Origin of the sequence: Streptomyces sp. B1866, assembly GCF_031932565.1 — a bacterium.
Taxonomy (GTDB): Bacteria; Actinomycetota; Actinomycetes; order Streptomycetales; family Streptomycetaceae; genus Streptomyces.
Genome location: NZ_JAVSCF010000140.1, coordinates 1 through 16662, shown reverse-complemented (window position 1 = coordinate 16662; position 16662 = coordinate 1). Strand labels below are relative to the sequence as shown.

Here is a 16662-nt window from a genome sequence, read left to right as displayed (position 1 = left end):
CGCCGGGCGCCGCCGGTCGGGCGGGGTCCCCGCGGCGCGAGGCGCCGGGCTCCGGGTTGCCGCGCGGCCTTTCCCTTCCCGTGACCGGTCGGCCGCCCGCGCGGGCGGCCGCCGGGGCGCGGGCCGCTTCGGGCCCGAGGGCCGGGTCTGAGAACCCGCGGGCCGGGTACCCGGGGCGCATGGCCGGGACCAGGACACCGCACCGGCGGCCCGCGCGGGCGGACGGCCCCGAGGCCCCCGCCCCCGAGGACGCCTACGACGCCGGCCCCTTCCTGCCCTCCGGCGGCGAGGCCGCTGCCGGGTCCGCGAGCGCGCGGCTGGCCGCCCTGCGGGAGGCGGCCGCCGGGTGCAGGGGCTGCCCGCTGCACCGGGACGCGACGCAGACCGTCTTCAGCTCCGGGGACGCCGGCGCGCGGATCGTGCTCGTCGGCGAGCAGCCCGGCGACCAGGAGGACCGGCGCGGGCAGCCGTTCGTGGGGCCCGCGGGCCGGGTGCTGGCGCGCGCGCTGGACGAGGCGGGGATCGACCCCACGGAGACCTACGTCACCAACGCCGTCAAGCACTTCAAGTTCGGGTACGTCGAGGGCTGCGGCAAGCGGCGCATCCACAAGCCGCCGAGCCTGCGCGAGATGACCGCGTGCGGCCCGTGGCTGGCCGCCGAGCTGGCCGCGGTCGACCCGGAGGTGGTCGTCGCCCTGGGCGCCACGGCGGGCAGGGCGCTGCTCGGCTCCGGGTTCCGGGTGACCCGGGCGCGCGGGGTGCCGCTGCCGCTGCCCGCCGAGGCCGAGGCCCCGGTCGCGGCGACCGTACGGGACGACGGCCGCGCGCGGGTCGTCGCCACCATTCATCCTTCGGCCGTACTGCGCGCGGACGACCAGGAGGCGGCGTACCGGGGTCTGGTGTCCGACCTGCGGGTGGCCGCCGAGGTGCTGGGCTGACCGGGGGCCCGCGCGGGCGGCGTGCTTCACTGGTGGGGCAGGACCTACCGGCAGAAAGAAGGCGAGCGGTGTCCCTGAAGCCGTCCCTGAAGCCGAGCGCGGCGTTCCGCTACACCCTGATGCGCCTGGGGATCTTCGCGGGCTGCTTCCTGGCCGTCTGGGGCCTGGTGGCGCTGCGCGTGCTGCCGTCCGGGCTGGGCGACTCGAATCTCTTCTGGGTGGCGCTGCTGTCCCTCGTCGTCTCCGCACCGCTCAGCCTGGTGCTGCTGCGCAGGCAGCGGGACGCGATGGCGGCCGAGGTGGCCGCGCGCGTGGACCGGATGAAGGAGCGGCTGGCGGCGAACCAGAGCCAGGAGGACGGCGCGTAGGTCCCGCGCCCGCGGGCCCGCGTTCCGCTCTCCGTACGCGCGTGCGGACCGTACACGTGCCCGTGCGCCGTCCGTACCAGAGGCCGTACGGGCCCGGCGCCGCCCGCGCGGGCGGCACGGTGCCGCACCCTCCGCGCCGTACCGCGCCCCCGCGCGGGAGATCCGGTCCCGCGCCGCGCACGGCGGCCCGTACGCGCGAAGAGGCCCGCGCGGAGCGGAACAGCGCTGCCGGGCCCGGATGTTAGCTTGTACGACATGATGACAGCAGCGCCCCGTGTTCCCGCGAGCGTGCCGCTCGTGGCGCGCCTGCACGTCGATCTCTGCCGCCGCCCGTCGGCGGCCTGTCGCGGCCGCTGAACCCGCCGCGCGGCCCCGCGTGCCGCGCCCTCTCGCACGGCGCGCGCACGGCGGCCCTCCCGCGCGGCACGGCAGCCCGCGCACCCCCAGCGAACCGGCCGGCCCCGGAGCACCCCTCGGTCAGCCGCCGGGCGCTGTCCGCCCGCGGCCGGACCGGCCGCGGGTCCTTCCGCCCGCTTCCACCGGAGTGTGCCTGGTGACGTCCACCCCCACAACGCCGCCGTCCAGACCCGCCCGCCGCCTGCCCGCCCTGGCGAAGGCGCTGAGAATTCCCTTCTGGGCGCAGATACTCGCCGGTCTCGCGCTGGGCGTCCTGCTCGGCTGGGCCGCGCGGGACGGCGACGTCGACTGGCTGGTCACGACGCTCGACAAGATCGGTTCGATCTTCGTCCAGCTGCTGAAGCTCGCCGTCGCCCCGCTCGTCTTCTTCGCCATCCTGGTGTCCGTCACCAACCTGCGGAACGTCGGCAACGCCGCCCGGCTGGCCACCCGCACCCTGCTGTGGTTCATGGCCACCTCGCTCGTCGCGGTCGCCATCGGCCTGGCGATCGGCCTGGTCACCGACCCGGGCGCGGGCACCGGGCTGACCCCGAAGGACGGCGCCGAGCCCCAGCACACCGGCTCCTGGATCGACTTCCTGACCGGGATCGTGCCCACCGACGTCGTCACGCCCTTCACCGAGCTGGACGTGCTCCAGATCGTCTTCCTGGCCGCCGTGGCGGGCGTCGCCGCGCTGCGGCTCGGCGACCGCGCCCAGCCGATCCTGACCTTCAGCCAGGCCGTCCTCGAACTGCTCCAGAAGGCCCTGTGGTGGGTCATCCGGCTCGCTCCGCTGGGCACGCTCGGGCTGATCGGGTACGCCATCGCCGAGTACGGCTGGGACCTGATCGACCAGTACGCCACCTTCACCGCCGACATCTACATCGGCTGCGCCCTGGTGCTGTTCGGCGTCTACCCGCTGCTGCTGTGGACCGTCGCCCGCGCCGACCCGCTGCGGTTCTTCCGCGGCGCCTGGCCCGCCATCCAGCTCGCCTTCGTCTCCCGCTCGTCGGTGGGCACGATGCCGGTCACGCAGCGGGTCACCGAGCGGCTGGGCGTGCCGAAGGAGTACGCGTCCTTCGCCGTGCCCTTCGGCGCCACGACGAAGATGGACGGCTGCGCCTCCGTCTACCCGGCCCTCGCCGCCGTTTTCGTCGCCCAGGTCTTCGACGTGCCCCTGGACGTCGGCGACTACCTGCTGATCGTCTTCGTGTCGGTGGTCGGCTCGGCCGCCACGGCGGGCCTGACCGGCGCGACGGTGATGCTGACGCTGACCCTGTCGACCCTGGGCCTGCCGCTGGAGGGCGTCGGCCTGCTGGTGGCCATCGACCCGGTGCTGGACATGATGCGCACGGCCACCAACGTGGCCGGGCAGGCCGTCGTCCCCGTCCTGGTCTCGGCGCGGGAGGGCATCCTGGACCGCGCGGCGTACGACAGCGCGGCCGGTGCCGGCATCGCCGACGCGGACGCCGGACCGGAGCGGGCGGGGGCGGCGGCGTAGCGGCCGTCCGCCGCCTCGGCCGCCCCGGGCCCCGGGGGATCCGGCGAAGGCAAAGGGCTGTGGGACGGCCGGGACCGCGTCCGGGCTGGACCCGGAGGCGGCGGAGACCCCGGGCGCCGGGTCAGGCGGCCGGTGCCTCCGCCGGGTCCGTGCTCTCCGCGGTCTCCGCCGCGTCCGGGTCCTGGATGCGGCGCCAGGGCCGCTCCTGCTCCAGCGCGAACGCGACCTCCAGCAGCGTCCGTTCGTCCCCGTGCCGCCCGGACAGGTGCACGCCGACCGGCAGGCCCGCGTCCGTGACGCCCCCGGGCAGCGACAGGCCCGGCGCGCCGGACACGTTGTGCAGTGGCGTGAAACCGACGTAGTCCACGAGCCGTTCGAGCAGGTCGTCGAAGGGCACGCGCGGGCTGAGGTGGCCCAGCCGCGGCGTGGTGTGGGTCAGGACGGGCGAGACCACCACGTCGTACGGGCCGAACGTCTCGGCGTACGCGCGGCGCACCGCGCCCAGCCGGTACAGCGTCCCCGGCGTGCCCAGGGCCCGGCGCAGGTACAGCGCGCGCAGGCCGCGGGTGAGGCCGTCGAGCCGCCGCGCGTCGAAGCCGGGGTGGAGGCGCTTGCCGAACGTGCTGATGAGGAACGACAGCAGGCCCCAGTAGGCCACGAAGTCCCGTACGAAGCCCGGGCCGACCGGCAGCGCGGCCGGTTCGACCCGGTGGCCCAGCTTCTCCAGGGCCCGCGCGGTGGCCTCCACGGCCGCGCGCGTGGGCGCGTCGATCGGGGCGCCGTTGACGGTCTCCAGGATCAGGCCCACCCGCAGGCGGCGGTCGGAGGGGCCCTCGACCAGCTCCAGCGCGGGCAGGGCGGGATTGCGCCAGTACCGGTCGGCGGCGGCGAAGAACGCGGCGGTGTCGCGCACCGAGCGGGTGACCACGCCCTCGGCCACCACGTTGATGGGCAGGCCGCGCCCGACCTCGCCGTCGACCAGGCGGCCCCGGGTCGGCTTCAGGCCCACCAGGCCGCAGCAGGCGGCGGGGATGCGGATCGAGCCGCCGCCGTCGTTGGCGTGCGCCAGCGGCACGGCGCCGGAGGCGACCAGGGCGGCCGCGCCGCCGGAGGACGCGCCGCAGGAGTAGCCGGTGTGCCAGGGGTTGCGGGTCGGCCGGTCCTCGGCGAACTCGGTGCTGGCGTTGAGCCCGAACTCCGGCATCCGGCTCTTGCCCAGCACCGTGAAGCCCGCGCTGAGGAACTGCCGCGCGAACGCGCCGTGCCGGGCCGCCGGGTGCGGCACGACGGCCCGGGAGCCGTGCCCGGTGGGCATGCCGCGCACGGCGGTGTTGTCCTTCACGTAGGTCGGCACGCCCGCGAACGGGCCCTCGGCGGCGGGCCCGGACGGCTCGGTCGGCGTCTCGGCGTCGTACACCACCGCGTTCAGCCGCGGGTCGACCTTCGCCACGCGCGCGGCGGCGGCCTCGGCGGCCTCCCGGGGGCTGACCTCGCGCCCGCGGATCAGGGCCGCGAGGGCCACGGCGTCGTGGTCGGCGAGGGCGTCGTCGCCGAAGGCGTGCACCCGACTGGCTGTCATGCCGGTCCTCCCAGGTCCGTCGTGTCCCTCTTCGTCCGTCTTCGTTCGTCGCGGGGTCGGTGCTGTCCGGTGCTGTGCCGGTGCCGTGCCGGTGGGGGAGCGCGTCGGCGTGAACACCGGCGCGACGGCGCGCGACTGATGCCGCCAAGGCCCGGCAGTTCGCAGAATGGCACCTACATATATCCACGTCAACGCTCAGGGACGGCGACTGGCGGAACGGCCCCGCGGCGGCCCGGAGATGTCCCGGTTCGATGTCCCGGCGGCGGGCCGGGCGGTATCACCCGTTCGCATGCCAGGGGGCGCCGGGCCCACCGGCAGGTCTCCGCTGCACGTAGGCTGGGCGCGGAGTCGGTGTGCTCGGGGGGTCGGGCGAAGGGGGCGGTCTGGCATGGGCGGTACGGCGAGGGCCAAACGCATGCCGAGGGCGGTGCGCGAGCAGCAGATGCTCGACGCCGCCGTACGCACGTTCGCGCAGCGCGGATACCGCAAGGCGTCGATGGACGACATCGCGGAGCGGGCCGGGGTGTCCAAACCGCTGGTCTACCTCTACCTGCACTCCAAGGAAGAGCTGTTCCGGTCCTGCATCCGGCGGGAGTCGGCGGCGCTCGTGGCGGCCGTGACCGCGTCCATCGAGACCGGCGCGCCCCCGGACCGGCAGCTGTGGAGCGGGCTCCAGGGCTTCTTCCGGCACACCGCCGAGCACCCGGACGGGTGGACGCTGCTGCACGTCCAGGCCCGCACGCACGGCCGGGCCTTCGCGCGCGAGGTCGCCGCGCTGCGCACGGAGATCGTGGACCTGGTGACCCGGCTGATCGCCGCCGCCGTACGGGACTCCGGGACCGCCACCGAGTCGCCGCTGGTCGCCCAGGAGGTCTCCGGCCTGGCGCACGCGCTGGTCGGCGCGGCCGAGTCGCTGGCCGACTGGGCGGGCGGCGGGAGGAGCGGCCCGACCGCCCGGGAGACGGCCGCCACGCTGATGAACTTCGCGTGGGCCGGTCTGGAGCGGCTGATGCGCGGCGAGCGCTGGTCGGCGGACGCCGCGGACGCAGCGGACGCCGTAGACGCAGCGGCCGCCGCGGCCGCAGCGGACGAGGAACTGGAGCGGCGCTGACGCCGCGGGAAGGACTGGAACCGATGACCACGAGCCCGCCGCGGCCCCTCACCGCCGAGGCGCTGGACCTCAGCCCCCACCCGGAGGGCGGCTGGTACCGGGAGACCTGGCGCAGCGACGTCACCGTGCACCCGCCCGGCTACCCGGCCGAGCGGCCCGCGGGCACGGCCATCTACTTCCTGCTGACGCCCGGCGAGGAGTCCCGCTGGCACGTCGTGCGCTCGGCCGAGGTGTGGCTGTGGCACCGCGGCGGCCCGCTGCGGCTGCTGCTCGGCGGCTCGGGCGAGACGCCGGACGCGCGGCCCGAGGAACTGCTGCTCGGCCCCGACGTCGAGGCGGGCCAGCGGCCGCAGGCGGTCGTGCCGCCGGGCGTGTGGCAGGCGGCCCGGCCCGCCGGGGACGCGGAGGTCCTGGTGAGCTGCGTGGTGGCGCCCGGCTTCGACTTCGCCGACTTCCGCCTGCTGCCGTGACCCCCCGCGGGTCCCGCGCGGGGTCGTCTCGGCGCGGCCGCTGAGCCGGGCGGCCAGCAGCCTACGCGCGCGGGCCGCGGCGGCCGTAGGCGGTGCGCCTCTCCGCGCGGTGTGTGCCACGCGCGTGGGCGCGTGGGGCGCCTGCCGCCCGTGGGGTGTGACTCGCGCGGGGCGTGGTGCCGCGCGTGGGGCGCGTGCCGGGTGGCGGGGGTGGTCGCGTGCGGGGTCGGCTGAGCGAGGCCACTGAGCCGAGGGCGGCCCGGCGGCCCCGAGTGCCGCCTGCGGGGCGGCGTGCCGCCTGGTGGGGCGGCTCCTCGTGTGAGGACGCGTGCCGAGCGTGGACCTGTGCCGCTCGGGGGCGCGTGCCGGGCGGCGGGGAGGTCACGCGCGAAGCCGGATGCCTGGCGGGTGCGTCTGGCACCTTACGGTCCGGTCCCGCGGCCCTGCGCGGGGTCGTCTGGGTGCGGCCGCTGTGCCCGGAGCCGGGCGGCGCCCACGCCTGCGGTCCCCGAACGCCACGGCCGACCCGGCAGGGGCCGCGCGGAGTGCGGGCCGCGCCCCGGACGGCGGCCGCGGGCGGCGTGGGGCGCCGGAAGCGGGTACGACGGGGCGCGGGGCAGCCGGCGCGGCCGGGCCGCCGGTACGGCGGTGCGCTCTGCGGTGGGTGAGCGCGTCACCGGTGCGGACCGGGCGGCCGGACGCCGAACCGCGCCGGGCGGGTCCCGGCCGGGGCGGCGTCGGCGGCGCGTCCCTCAACGGCGGTCCGGGGCACGGCCCCAGGTGGCGGGGCCCGGCGGCGGGCCAGGCCGGCGCGGCGACCCCGGGGGCGCGCGGAGCGCGACCCGGGACGGCAGGAGCCCCGGCCCCCGCCGAAGCGGGTGACCGGGGCTCCTTGAGTACTGCTGGTCAGGCCGGCGTGACGTTCTCCGCCTGCGGGCCCTTCGGGCCCTGCGTGACATCGAAGGTCACCGTCTGGTTCTCCTCCAGGGAGCGGAAGCCAGACGCGTTGATCGCGGAGTAGTGCACGAAGACATCGGGGCCGCCGCCGTCCTGGGCGATGAAGCCGAAGCCCTTCTCGGCGTTGAACCACTTGACGGTTCCGGTAGCCATAAGCCCTCCTTGGGCCAAAGGGTTGCCCTGCTCCAGAACCTGCAAGAAGTCTGAAAACCTCAGAAGCCTGCGGGTCACATGCTCCGCAGGCTCTGTACTGCAAGGGAAACCAAACTGCAACTTGCGGCCGAGCCTAGCACGCACGCCGCCCGTGACAAAGAGCCGAAGATCACGGGAAAGGGGGGTTTCGGGTCGCCGCAACCAGGAGAGCCCACCAGCTCACGCACCTCTCCCGCCTCTCGGGCGCCGTCCGCCCACCCCGCGCGTGCCGCCGTCGACACGCAGGTTTAGCCTCCGTATGTGGAGAATTCACCGAGTTCCGCCGGGTCGCCTTCCGTGGATGGTTCCGTGGACGCGACACACATCACCCCCCTGGCCACGGCGCCCTACGGCGCCCCCGCCGCTTCCGCGAATCGCGCTCCGCATCCCCGCCGCAGCCGCCCCCGGGTGGGCCACATCCAGTTTCTCAACTGCCTGCCGCTCTACTGGGGTCTGGCGAGGACCGGTTCCCTCCTCGATTTCGAGCTGACCAAGGCATCCCCCGACACGCTCGGCGAGCAGCTCGTACGCGGCGAGCTCGACATCGCGCCGATAAGCCTGGTGGAGTTCCTCCGGCACGCCGACGACCTGGTGGCGCTGCCCGACATCGCCGTCGGCTGCGACGGGCCCGTCATGTCCTGCGTGATCGTCTCGCAGGTGCCGCTGGACCGGCTCGACGGGGCGCCGGTGGCGCTCGGCTCGGTCTCCCGTACGTCCGTACGCCTGGCGCGGCTGCTGTTCGCCGAGCGCTACGGCATCCGGCCCGCCTACTTCACCTGCCCGCCCGACCTGAGCCTGATGATGCGGGAGGCGCAGGCGGCGGTCCTCATCGGCGACGTGGCGCTGCGCGCCCACCTGGACCACGCGCCCCGGCTCGGCCTCGACGTGCACGACCTCGGGCAGATGTGGAAGGAGTGGACCGGGCTGCCGTTCGTCTTCGCGGTCTGGGCGGCCCGCCGCGACTACCTGGAGCGCGAGCCGCACATCGTCCGGCAGGTGCACGAGGCGTTCCTGGCCTCCCGGGACCTGTCCCTGCGGGAGGTCGGCAAGGTCGCCGAGCAGGCCGCGCGCTGGGAGGACCTGCCGGCGGACGAGCTGGAGCGCTACTTCACCACGCTCGACTTCCGCCTCGGGCCGCAGCAGCTGGCGGGCATCGCCGAGTTCGCCCGGCGCACCGGCCCGACGACCGGCTACCCCGCCGACGTGACCGTGGAGCTGCTGCGGCCCTGAGCCTCCCGCCGGGCCGTACGCCACTCCCCTCGGCGGTGTCCGCGGCGACCCGTAAGCTTGCGCGCGGCGCAGTCGAGGGGGAGGCAACCGGGATGGACCCGCTGGGAGCGGACGATCCGCAGGTCATCGGGGCGTACCGGCTGCTGGGGCGGCTCGGCGCCGGCGGCATGGGCCGGGTCTACCTGGGCCGCAGCGCCGGGGGCCGGACGGTCGCGGTGAAGGTCGTGCACCCGCACTTCGCGCTGGACGAGCAGTTCCGCGCCCGCTTCCGGCGCGAGGTGGAGGCGGCGCGGCGGGTCGGCGGCGCGTGGACGGCGCCGGTCCTGGACGCCGACCCGGACGCGCCCGTGCCGTGGGTGGCCACCGGGTACGTGGCCGGGCCCTCGCTGAGCCAGGCCGTCGCCGACGCCGGCCCGCTGCCCGAGCCGACCGTGCGGGCGCTGGGCGCGGGCCTGGCCGAGGCGCTGGCCGCCGTGCACGCGCTCGGCCTGGTCCACCGCGACGTCAAGCCGTCGAACGTGCTGCTGACCCTCGACGGCCCGCGCCTGATCGACTTCGGCATCGCGCGCGCCATGGAGGCCACCGCGTCCCTCACTTCCACCGGCGTCTCGGTCGGCTCGCCCGGCTACATGGCGCCCGAGCAGATCCTGGGCCGGCCCGTCGACGGCGCGGCGGACGTGTTCTCGCTGGGCGCGGTGCTGGCGTACGCGGCCACGGGCGCGCCGCCCTTCCCCGGCGACAGCTCGGCCTCGCTGCTGTACAAGGTGGTGCACGAGGAGGCCGAGCTGGGGCCCGGCCTCGCCGGGACCCTGCGCGAACTGGTCGCGGCCTGCCTGGCCAAGGACCCGGCCGCCCGGCCCGCCCCCGCCGAGGTCGCCCGCCGCCTCGCGCCCGCCGAGGGCGCCTCCGGGCTCGTACGGTCCGGATGGCTGCCGGGGCCGCTGGTGGAGCGGGCGAGCAGGCAGGCGGTGCGGCTGCTGGACCTGGAGGCGGCGCCGCCCGAGGCGCCCGCCGGGCCCCGGCCCGCGGGGGCGCCCGCCGGGGCGGGCCCGGAGGCCGCCGGGGTGACGCAGTCCGCGTCGGGGCTGTGGAGCGCGGAGCCGACGCCGGCACCGGGGCCTGCGGGGCCGGGCGCCCTGGGGGCCTTCGGACCGCCCGATCCGGCGTACGGCGGGGCCTCGGGGGCGTACGGCGACACGAGCGCGCNCCGGAGGCCGCCGGGGTGACGCAGTCCGCGTCGGGGCTGTGGAGCGCGGAGCCGACGCCGGCACCGGGGCCTGCGGGGCCGGGCGCCCTGGGGGCCTTCGGACCGCCCGATCCGGCGTACGGCGGGGCCTCGGGGGCGTACGGCGACACGAGCGCGCCCGGCGTCGGCGGCGCGGCGGGCCCGGAGGGCAAGGGTCCGGCCGGGCCCGCCGGCCCCTCGGCCCCCTCCGGGACCTCCGGGGTCCCGGAGGTCTCCGCGCTCTCCGCCGACGCCGGCGGTCCGGATTCCGCCGACCGGGGCTCCCGGGTGCGCAGCCTGGCCCTGACCGCCGCGGGCGGCCAGGGCCGGTCCCGGGCGCTGAGCTGCACGCTCGTACTGACCGTGGCGGGCGTGCTGGCCGCCGCGACCACGGCCGTAGTCCTCTTCGACGTGCTGCCGGGCGGCGGCGGACGGAAGCACGAGTCGCACGCCGACCCGGCGGCTTCGCCGGCCACGCGCGTCCCGTCCGCGCCGACGCGGACCGCCACGTCCCCGCCGACGGAGGCCGAGACGCCGTCCGCGCTGCCGACCGCGTTCCTGGGCACCTGGACCGGCGACGTCAAGCAGCAGGACGGCACCCCGAACGGCACCATCACCACGGTGTTCACCGCGGGCGGTACGGGCGACGACGTGGCCCGCACGACGTACCGGGTGTCCGTCAGCTCGCTGAGCACGGCGTGCTACGCCACGGCCGAGCTGGTCTCCGCCACGGCCACGGAGGTCACCCTCACCGAGCGGACCGACCCGGACCGGGACAGCGGCCCGCTGTGCACCGGGGCCACCACGAAGGTCACCTACACCCTCCGCGGCGGCACGCTCCACTTCGCGTCGCAGGACGCGATGGGCGGGCGGCCGACCAGCGAGATGCGCAAAGCCTCCTGACGGCGCCGACGGCCGCGACGGCCCGTCCACCGGCGGGCGCGCCGGCGCGCTGGCGTACGCTGGTCCGGTCCGCCCGCAACCCTCCGGAAGGGACGCCCGCATGGCCGAGAGCGCACACCTCACGTCCCTCCTGGACCGCGCCGCGGCCGGTGGGCGCATCACCCCGGAGGAAGCGCTCGACCTGTACCGGCACGCGCCGCTGCACGCGCTGGGCGCCGCCGCCGACGCCGCCCGCCGCCGCCGCTACGCGGGCACCGAGCACATCGCCACGTACATCATCGAGCGGAACATCAACTACACGAACGTGTGCGTGACGGCCTGCAAGTTCTGCGCCTTCTACGCCGCGCCGAAGGACACGGAGAAGGGCTGGACGCGCGACCTGGAGGACATCCTGCGGCGCTGCGCGGAGACGGTCGCGCTGGGCGGCACGCAGATCATGTTCCAGGGCGGCCACCACCCCGACTTCGGCGTCGAGTACTACGAGCGGCACTTCGCGGCGATCAAGAAGGCGTTCCCGCAGCTCGTGATCCACTCGCTGGGCGCGTCGGAGGTCGAGCACATGGCGCGGATCTCCGGCGTGCCGGTCGAGGAGGCGATCCGCCGCATCCGGGACGCGGGCCTGGACTCCTTCGCGGGCGCGGGCGCCGAGCTGCTGCCCGCCCGCCCGCGCAAGGCCATCGCACCGCTGAAGGAGTCCGGCGAGCGGTGGCTGGAGATCATGGAGGCCGCGCACCGCCTGGGCGTGGAGTCCACCTCCACCATGCTGATGGGCACCGGCGAGACCAACGCCGAGCGCATCGAGCACATTCGCATGATCCGGGACGTGCAGGACCGCACGGGCGGCTTCCGCGCCTTCATCCCGTACACCTACCAGCCCGAGAACAACCACCTGCGCGGCCGGACCCAGACCACGGTCTTCGAGTACCTGCGGATGATCGCCGTCGCCCGGCTGTTCCTGGACAACGTGGCGCACATCCAGGGCTCCTGGCTCACCGTCGGCAAGGAGGCCGGGCAGCTGTCGCTGCACTACGGCGCCGACGACCTCGGCTCGGTGATGCTGGAGGAGAACGTGGTCTCGTCGGCCGGCGCCCGGCACCGCTCCAACCGCACGGAGCTGCTGCACCTCATCCGCACGGCGGGCCGCGTGCCCGCGCAGCGGGCGACGACCTACGAGCACCTGGTCGTGCACGACGACCCGGCGAACGACCCGGTGGACGACCAGGTGGTCTCCCACCTGTCGTCCACCGCGATCGAGGGCGGCACCGCGCACCCGGAGCTGCGGCTGGTCGACGCGGGCTGAGCGCGCGGGGCGGGGCGGGGCGCGCGGCCGGCGGCGCGGGCGCTGCGGAAGAATGGGCCCGTGACCCGAGCATCCCTGGACAAACAGCCGCAGGAGATCGCCGCCATGTTCGACGGCGTGGCGGCGCGGTACGACCTGACCAACGACGTGCTGTCGCTCGGGCAGGCCCGGCTGTGGCGCCGGGCGGTGGCGCGCGCGGTGGCCGCCCGGCCCGGCCACCGCGTGCTGGACCTCGCCGCCGGTACGGGCACGTCGTCGCTGCCCTTCGCGGCGGCCGGCGCGTACGTCGTGCCCTGCGACTTCTCCCTCGGCATGCTCCAGGAGGGCCGGCGGCGCCACCCGCGCCTGCCGTTCACGGCGGGCGACGCCACCCGGCTGCCCTTCGCGGACGGCGTGTTCGACGCGGTGACCATCTCCTTCGGGCTGCGCAACGTCCAGGACACGGACGCCGCGCTGCGCGAGATGCTGCGGGTGACCAGGCCCGGCGGGCGGCTGGTGGTGTGCGAGTTCAGCCATCCCGCGTGGGCGCCGCTGCGCACCGTCTACTCCGAGTACCTGATGCGGGCGCTGCCGAAGGTCGCCACCGCGGTGAGCAGCAGCCCGGACGCGTATGTCTACCTCGCCGAGTCCATCCGCGCCTGGCCCGACCAGCCGGCGCTGGCGGCCCGGCTGCGCGCGGCCGGCTGGTCCAAGGCGGCCTGGCGCAACCTGACGGGCGGCATCGTCGCCCTGCACCGGGCGACCAGGCCGTAGCACGCCCCGCGCGGGTGCGCGCCGGACGTGCCGGACGTGCCGCACGGGCGCGCCGGAAGCGGGCGCCCGGGCTCGCCCCGGCCCCGCCCCCGGGCCCGCTCTCGGCCCCGCGCCGCGCCGGGCACGCGCCGGGCATGGCGCCGGGCCGTGGCCGGGCGGGAACCCCCGGGGTCATAGACTGCTGGGCGTCCGGTGCCCGGCGCGACCGGCGCGCATCAACCTCCGAGGCCTCGGGAGACCTGCTGTGAGCGAGACCGTCCCCGCCGCGCGCGCGTCCGCCGCGCCCGCGCACCCGGAGCACGCCGACCGCACCGCCGACGTGATCGTCGTCGGCGCCGGGCCCGCGGGCTCCACCACGGCGTACTACCTCGCCAAGGCCGGCCTGGACGTGCTGCTGCTGGAGAAGACCTCCTTCCCGCGCGAGAAGGTGTGCGGCGACGGCCTGACCCCGCGCTCCACCAAGGAACTCGTCGCCATGGGCATCGACGTGTCCGAGGAGGCCGGCTGGCTGCGCAACAAGGGCCTGCGCATCCTCGGCGGCGGCGTGCGCCTGGAGCTGCCCTGGCCGGACCTGGCCGCATACCCGGACTACGGCCTGGTGCGCAAGCGCGACGACTTCGACGAGCAGCTGGCCCGGCACGCGCAGAAGGCGGGCGCGCGGCTGTACGAGCGGTGCAACGTCGGCGCGCCGGTCGTGGACGACCGCACCGGCCGCGTCACCGGCGTCCAGGCGCGGCTCGGCGAGGAGCGCACCCCGGTCACCTTCCACGCGCCGGTGGTGGTGGCGGCGGACGGCAACTCCACCCGGCTGTCCCTGGCCATGGGCCTGCACCGCCGCGAGGACCGGCCGATGGGCGTGGCCGTGCGGACCTACTTCACCTCCCCCCGGCACCAGGACGACTACCTGGAGTCCTGGCTGGAGCTGTGGGACCGCCGCGGCCCGCAGGACCGCCTGCTGCCCGGCTACGGCTGGATCTTCGGCATGGGCGACGGCACCAGCAACGTGGGTCTCGGCGTGCTCAACACCTCCTCGTCCTTCAAGGAACTGGACTGGCGGGACGTCCTCAAGGCGTGGTGCGCGTCCATGCCGGAGGACTGGGGCTACACCCCGGAGAACATGACCGGCCCGATCCGCGGTGCCGCCCTGCCGATGGCCTTCAACCGGCAGCCGCACTACACGCGCGGCCTGCTCCTGGTCGGCGACGCGGGCGGCATGGTCAACCCGTTCAACGGCGAGGGCATCGCCTACGCGATGGAGTCCGGCCGGATCGCGGCGGACGTCCTCGTCCAGGCCCACGCGCGCACCGCTGACCAGCGCGAGGCGGCCCTCCAGCGCTACCCCAAGGTGCTCAAGGACACCTACGGCGGCTACTACACCCTGGGCCGCGCCTTCGTGAAGCTGATCGGCAACCCGACGGTCATGCGGCTGGCGGCCCAGCGCGGCATGACCCACCCGCTGCTGATGCGCTTCACGCTGAAGCTGCTGGCCAACCTGACGGATCCGCAGGGCGGCGACGCCATGGACCGCATCATCAACGGCCTGGCGAAGATAGCGCCCCGGGCCTGATCACCCCCCTTCCTCTCCCCCGGCCCCTTCCGGTGAAGCCCGGGCGGGCCGCCCGCGTCCCGGACGGCCGGCCCGCCACAGCGGTCAGGAGCCGCTGGCGCTGGTGATGACCGCGAAGGCCGCTCCGGCCGGGTCCGCGAGCTGCGCGATGCGGCCGATACCCTCGGAGTCCTCCGCGGGCGCCAGGACCGTGCCGCCGAGCTCCTGGGCGCGGGCGACGACCGCGTCCGCGTCCGCGACCTCGAAGTACGGCAGCCACAGCGGGCTCCGGTCGCCGATCAGCGGCATGATCCCCCCGAACATGGCCTCCTGCCCGCCGTCCTGCGGGGACAGCACGGTGTAGGTGAACTCGCCCATGTCCATGTCCTCGTACTGCCAGGAGAAGACCGTGCCGTAGAAGTCGCGGGCCGCGAGGACGTCGGCGACGTGCAGCTCGGTCCAACACAGCGTGCCGGGGTCGTTGACCGCCTGCAGGCCGTTGGTCTTCTTCGGCTGCCAGACGGCGAACCGGCCGCCGCCCGGGTCGGTGAACTGCGCCATCCGCCCCTCCTCGAACACGTCGAACGGCGCCGCGCGCACGGTGCCGCCCGCCTGCTCGACCGCCTTGGCGGTGGCGTCGGCGTCACGGGTGTGGAAATACGGCGTCCACGCGGAGGCGGCGCCCTCCTCGGTGAGCGGGCCGAGGGCCGCGACCGCCTTGCCGTCCAGGACGAAGAAGCCGTAACCGCCCGCGTCCGGCCCGGCCGACTGGAACTGCCAGTCGAAGAGGCCCGTGTAGAACGCGGCAGCGGCGTCGGTGTCGGGAGCCCCGAGGTCGAGCCACTTCGGCGCGCCCGGGACGTCTTGCGTGGTGAGCATGAGCACTCCTTCAGCGGGGTGGTCGCCGGGGTCCGGAAGCCCGCTTCCGGCACGGGATCCGGGGCAGGTCCCCGACTGGTCTCCCAGTCTTCCACCGGGCACTGACAACGGCGTCCGGGAGCGCCGCGGGCCCCTGTGCCGCCACCGGCGGACCGCCTCTGACCTGCGGTTCACTGCCCGACCGCGGTCCGGGGCCGCTCGGCGGGCACCCGGTCCGGCCGCGTTCGCGGGGGCCTGCCGCGGCCCCCACAATGGGGAAGGGGCGCCGTGCGCGCCAGCCACGGCGACACCGGAACCGGCCCGCGGGCCGACGCGGCTCGGCGGGCTGTCAGGAGGTAGACGTCAATGACCACCGCCGCAGACATCATGCACCCCGGCGCCCAGTGGATCTCCCGCTCGGAGACGCTGGACAACGCGGCCCGGCTGATGCGCGACCTCGACGTGGGTGCGCTGCCGATCGCGGACGAGAACGAGCGGATGTGCGGCATCCTCACCGACCGGGACATCGTGGTCGGCTGCGTCGCCCAGGGCGGCGACCCGGCCCAGGTGACCGCGGGCGACATGGCCAAGGGCACGCCGCGCTGGATCGACGCGAAGGCCGACGTCAGCGAGGTGCTGCGGGAGATGGAGACCCACAGGATCCGCAGGCTGCCGGTCATCGACAACAAGCGGCTGGTCGGCATGATCAGCGAGGCGGACCTGGCCCACCACCTCACCGACGACCAGATCGCGGAGTTCGTGGAGAACGTCTACGCGTATCGGTGAGCCCGCGCGGCTCCCGGCCCCGGCGTTACGGGGCCGGGAGCCGGGACGTGCCACGGCGGGCGCCGACTCACAGTACGCGGACGGCGCCCGTCGGCATGTCGTAGCTCAGGCTCCGCTCGACCACGCCGGTGCGGGAGTTCTGCGCCCCGACGTACTTCCCGCCGCCCACGTAGACGGCGACGTGGTAGGCGCTGCCCGCGCCGCCCCAGTAGAGGATGTCGCCGGGTTGCAGGGCGCCGAGCGAGACCTGCCGGCCGACCGTCGACTGGCTCTGCGACACGCGCGGGAGGCTGACGCCGACCTGCCGGAAGGCGGCCAGGGTCAGCCCCGAGCAGTCGTAGGCGGAGGGGCCGGCGGCGCCGAGCACGTACGCCTTGCCGATCTGGGCGCGCAGGAAGGCGACGACCGTGGCGGCGCTGCCGGTGGCCGGGCCGGGAGCCTCCGGCGCGGACACGGCCGCCGTACGGGGCGCGGGCGCGGCCAGTGCGGCGGCGGCGGGCTGCCGGGTCTGCTGGCCCGCCTGCTGGGCCTGCCGCGGCGCCGCGCGGG

Annotated in this window: 15 protein-coding genes and 1 pseudogene; 12 read left to right on the top strand and 4 right to left on the bottom strand. The window is 75.8% G+C overall.

Going from position 1 to position 16662, the window contains the following annotated elements:
- Positions 1-179 precede the first annotated feature (179 nt).
- The 3 genes from RKE29_RS18570 (at position 180) to RKE29_RS18560 (ending at position 3203) form a co-directional block, all read left to right on the top strand.
- Positions 180-938, top strand: coding sequence for a UdgX family uracil-DNA binding protein (locus RKE29_RS18570; RefSeq protein WP_312006545.1), 759 nt, complete (start codon positions 180-182; stop codon positions 936-938).
- Positions 939-1057: 119 nt separating this feature from the next.
- Positions 1058-1306 carry a DUF4229 domain-containing protein gene (locus RKE29_RS18565; protein WP_312006549.1) on the top strand — a complete coding sequence of 83 codons (249 nt, stop codon included), beginning with the start codon at positions 1058-1060 and terminating at the stop codon, positions 1304-1306.
- A 598-nt stretch (positions 1307-1904) separates the two neighbouring features.
- Positions 1905-3203, top strand: coding sequence for a dicarboxylate/amino acid:cation symporter (locus tag RKE29_RS18560; protein WP_312006548.1), 1299 nt, complete (start codon positions 1905-1907; stop codon positions 3201-3203).
- Positions 3204-3324: 121 nt separating this feature from the next.
- On the opposite strand, the gene RKE29_RS18555 is transcribed toward RKE29_RS18560, so the two are convergent.
- A complete protein-coding gene (locus tag RKE29_RS18555; RefSeq protein ID WP_312006544.1) occupies positions 3325-4782 on the bottom strand; it encodes an amidase in 1458 nt (485 codons plus the stop codon).
- Between the two features lie 415 nt (positions 4783-5197).
- On the opposite strand from RKE29_RS18555, the gene RKE29_RS18550 reads away from it, so the two are divergent.
- Both RKE29_RS18550 and RKE29_RS18545 read left to right on the top strand, forming a co-directional pair.
- Entirely contained in the window at positions 5198-5893 is a 696-nt protein-coding gene (locus tag RKE29_RS18550) for a TetR/AcrR family transcriptional regulator (protein WP_312006543.1), read from the top strand.
- A 23-nt stretch (positions 5894-5916) separates the two neighbouring features.
- Positions 5917-6363 (top strand): cupin domain-containing protein, encoded by a 447-nt coding sequence (locus RKE29_RS18545; protein ID WP_312006542.1) that lies wholly within the window; start codon positions 5917-5919, stop codon positions 6361-6363.
- 906 nt (positions 6364-7269) lie between these two features.
- Here RKE29_RS18545 and RKE29_RS18540 read toward each other — a convergent pair.
- Positions 7270-7473, bottom strand: coding sequence for a cold-shock protein (locus tag RKE29_RS18540; protein ID WP_030620150.1), 204 nt, complete (start codon positions 7471-7473; stop codon positions 7270-7272).
- A gap of 372 nt (positions 7474-7845) precedes the next feature.
- On the opposite strand from RKE29_RS18540, the gene RKE29_RS18535 reads away from it, so the two are divergent.
- The 6 genes and pseudogenes from RKE29_RS18535 to RKE29_RS18510 all read left to right on the top strand — a co-directional run bounded on the left by RKE29_RS18535 (position 7846) and on the right by RKE29_RS18510 (position 14490).
- Entirely contained in the window at positions 7846-8742 is an 897-nt protein-coding gene (locus tag RKE29_RS18535) for a menaquinone biosynthesis protein (protein ID WP_312006547.1), read from the top strand.
- Positions 8743-8834: 92 nt separating this feature from the next.
- Positions 8835-9911, top strand: a pseudogene (locus RKE29_RS18530) (serine/threonine-protein kinase); the annotation flags it as partial.
- 53 nt (positions 9912-9964) lie between these two features.
- Positions 9965-10870, top strand: coding sequence for a hypothetical protein (locus RKE29_RS18525; RefSeq protein ID WP_312006541.1), 906 nt, complete (start codon positions 9965-9967; stop codon positions 10868-10870).
- A 100-nt stretch (positions 10871-10970) separates the two neighbouring features.
- Positions 10971-12170: a cyclic dehypoxanthinyl futalosine synthase gene (gene mqnC, locus RKE29_RS18520; RefSeq protein ID WP_312006540.1), complete on the top strand. Its 1200-nt coding sequence runs from the start codon at positions 10971-10973 to the stop codon at positions 12168-12170.
- A gap of 60 nt (positions 12171-12230) precedes the next feature.
- Positions 12231-12923 (top strand): demethylmenaquinone methyltransferase, encoded by a 693-nt coding sequence (locus RKE29_RS18515; protein ID WP_312006539.1) that lies wholly within the window; start codon positions 12231-12233, stop codon positions 12921-12923.
- A gap of 244 nt (positions 12924-13167) precedes the next feature.
- Positions 13168-14490: a geranylgeranyl reductase family protein gene (locus tag RKE29_RS18510; protein WP_369016043.1), complete on the top strand. Its 1323-nt coding sequence runs from the start codon at positions 13168-13170 to the stop codon at positions 14488-14490.
- An 84-nt stretch (positions 14491-14574) separates the two neighbouring features.
- Here the strand turns inward: RKE29_RS18510 and RKE29_RS18505 are convergent, their stop codons facing one another.
- Entirely contained in the window at positions 14575-15348 is a 774-nt protein-coding gene (locus RKE29_RS18505; RefSeq protein ID WP_312006538.1) for a VOC family protein, read from the bottom strand.
- Positions 15349-15693: 345 nt separating this feature from the next.
- Between RKE29_RS18505 and RKE29_RS18500 the strand changes: the two genes are divergently transcribed.
- Positions 15694-16113: a CBS domain-containing protein gene (locus RKE29_RS18500; RefSeq protein WP_312006537.1), complete on the top strand. Its 420-nt coding sequence runs from the start codon at positions 15694-15696 to the stop codon at positions 16111-16113.
- Between the two features lie 67 nt (positions 16114-16180).
- Here RKE29_RS18500 and RKE29_RS18495 read toward each other — a convergent pair.
- The coding region (locus RKE29_RS18495) for a C40 family peptidase (RefSeq protein WP_312006536.1) at positions 16181-16662 on the bottom strand (482 nt) is incomplete at its 5' end.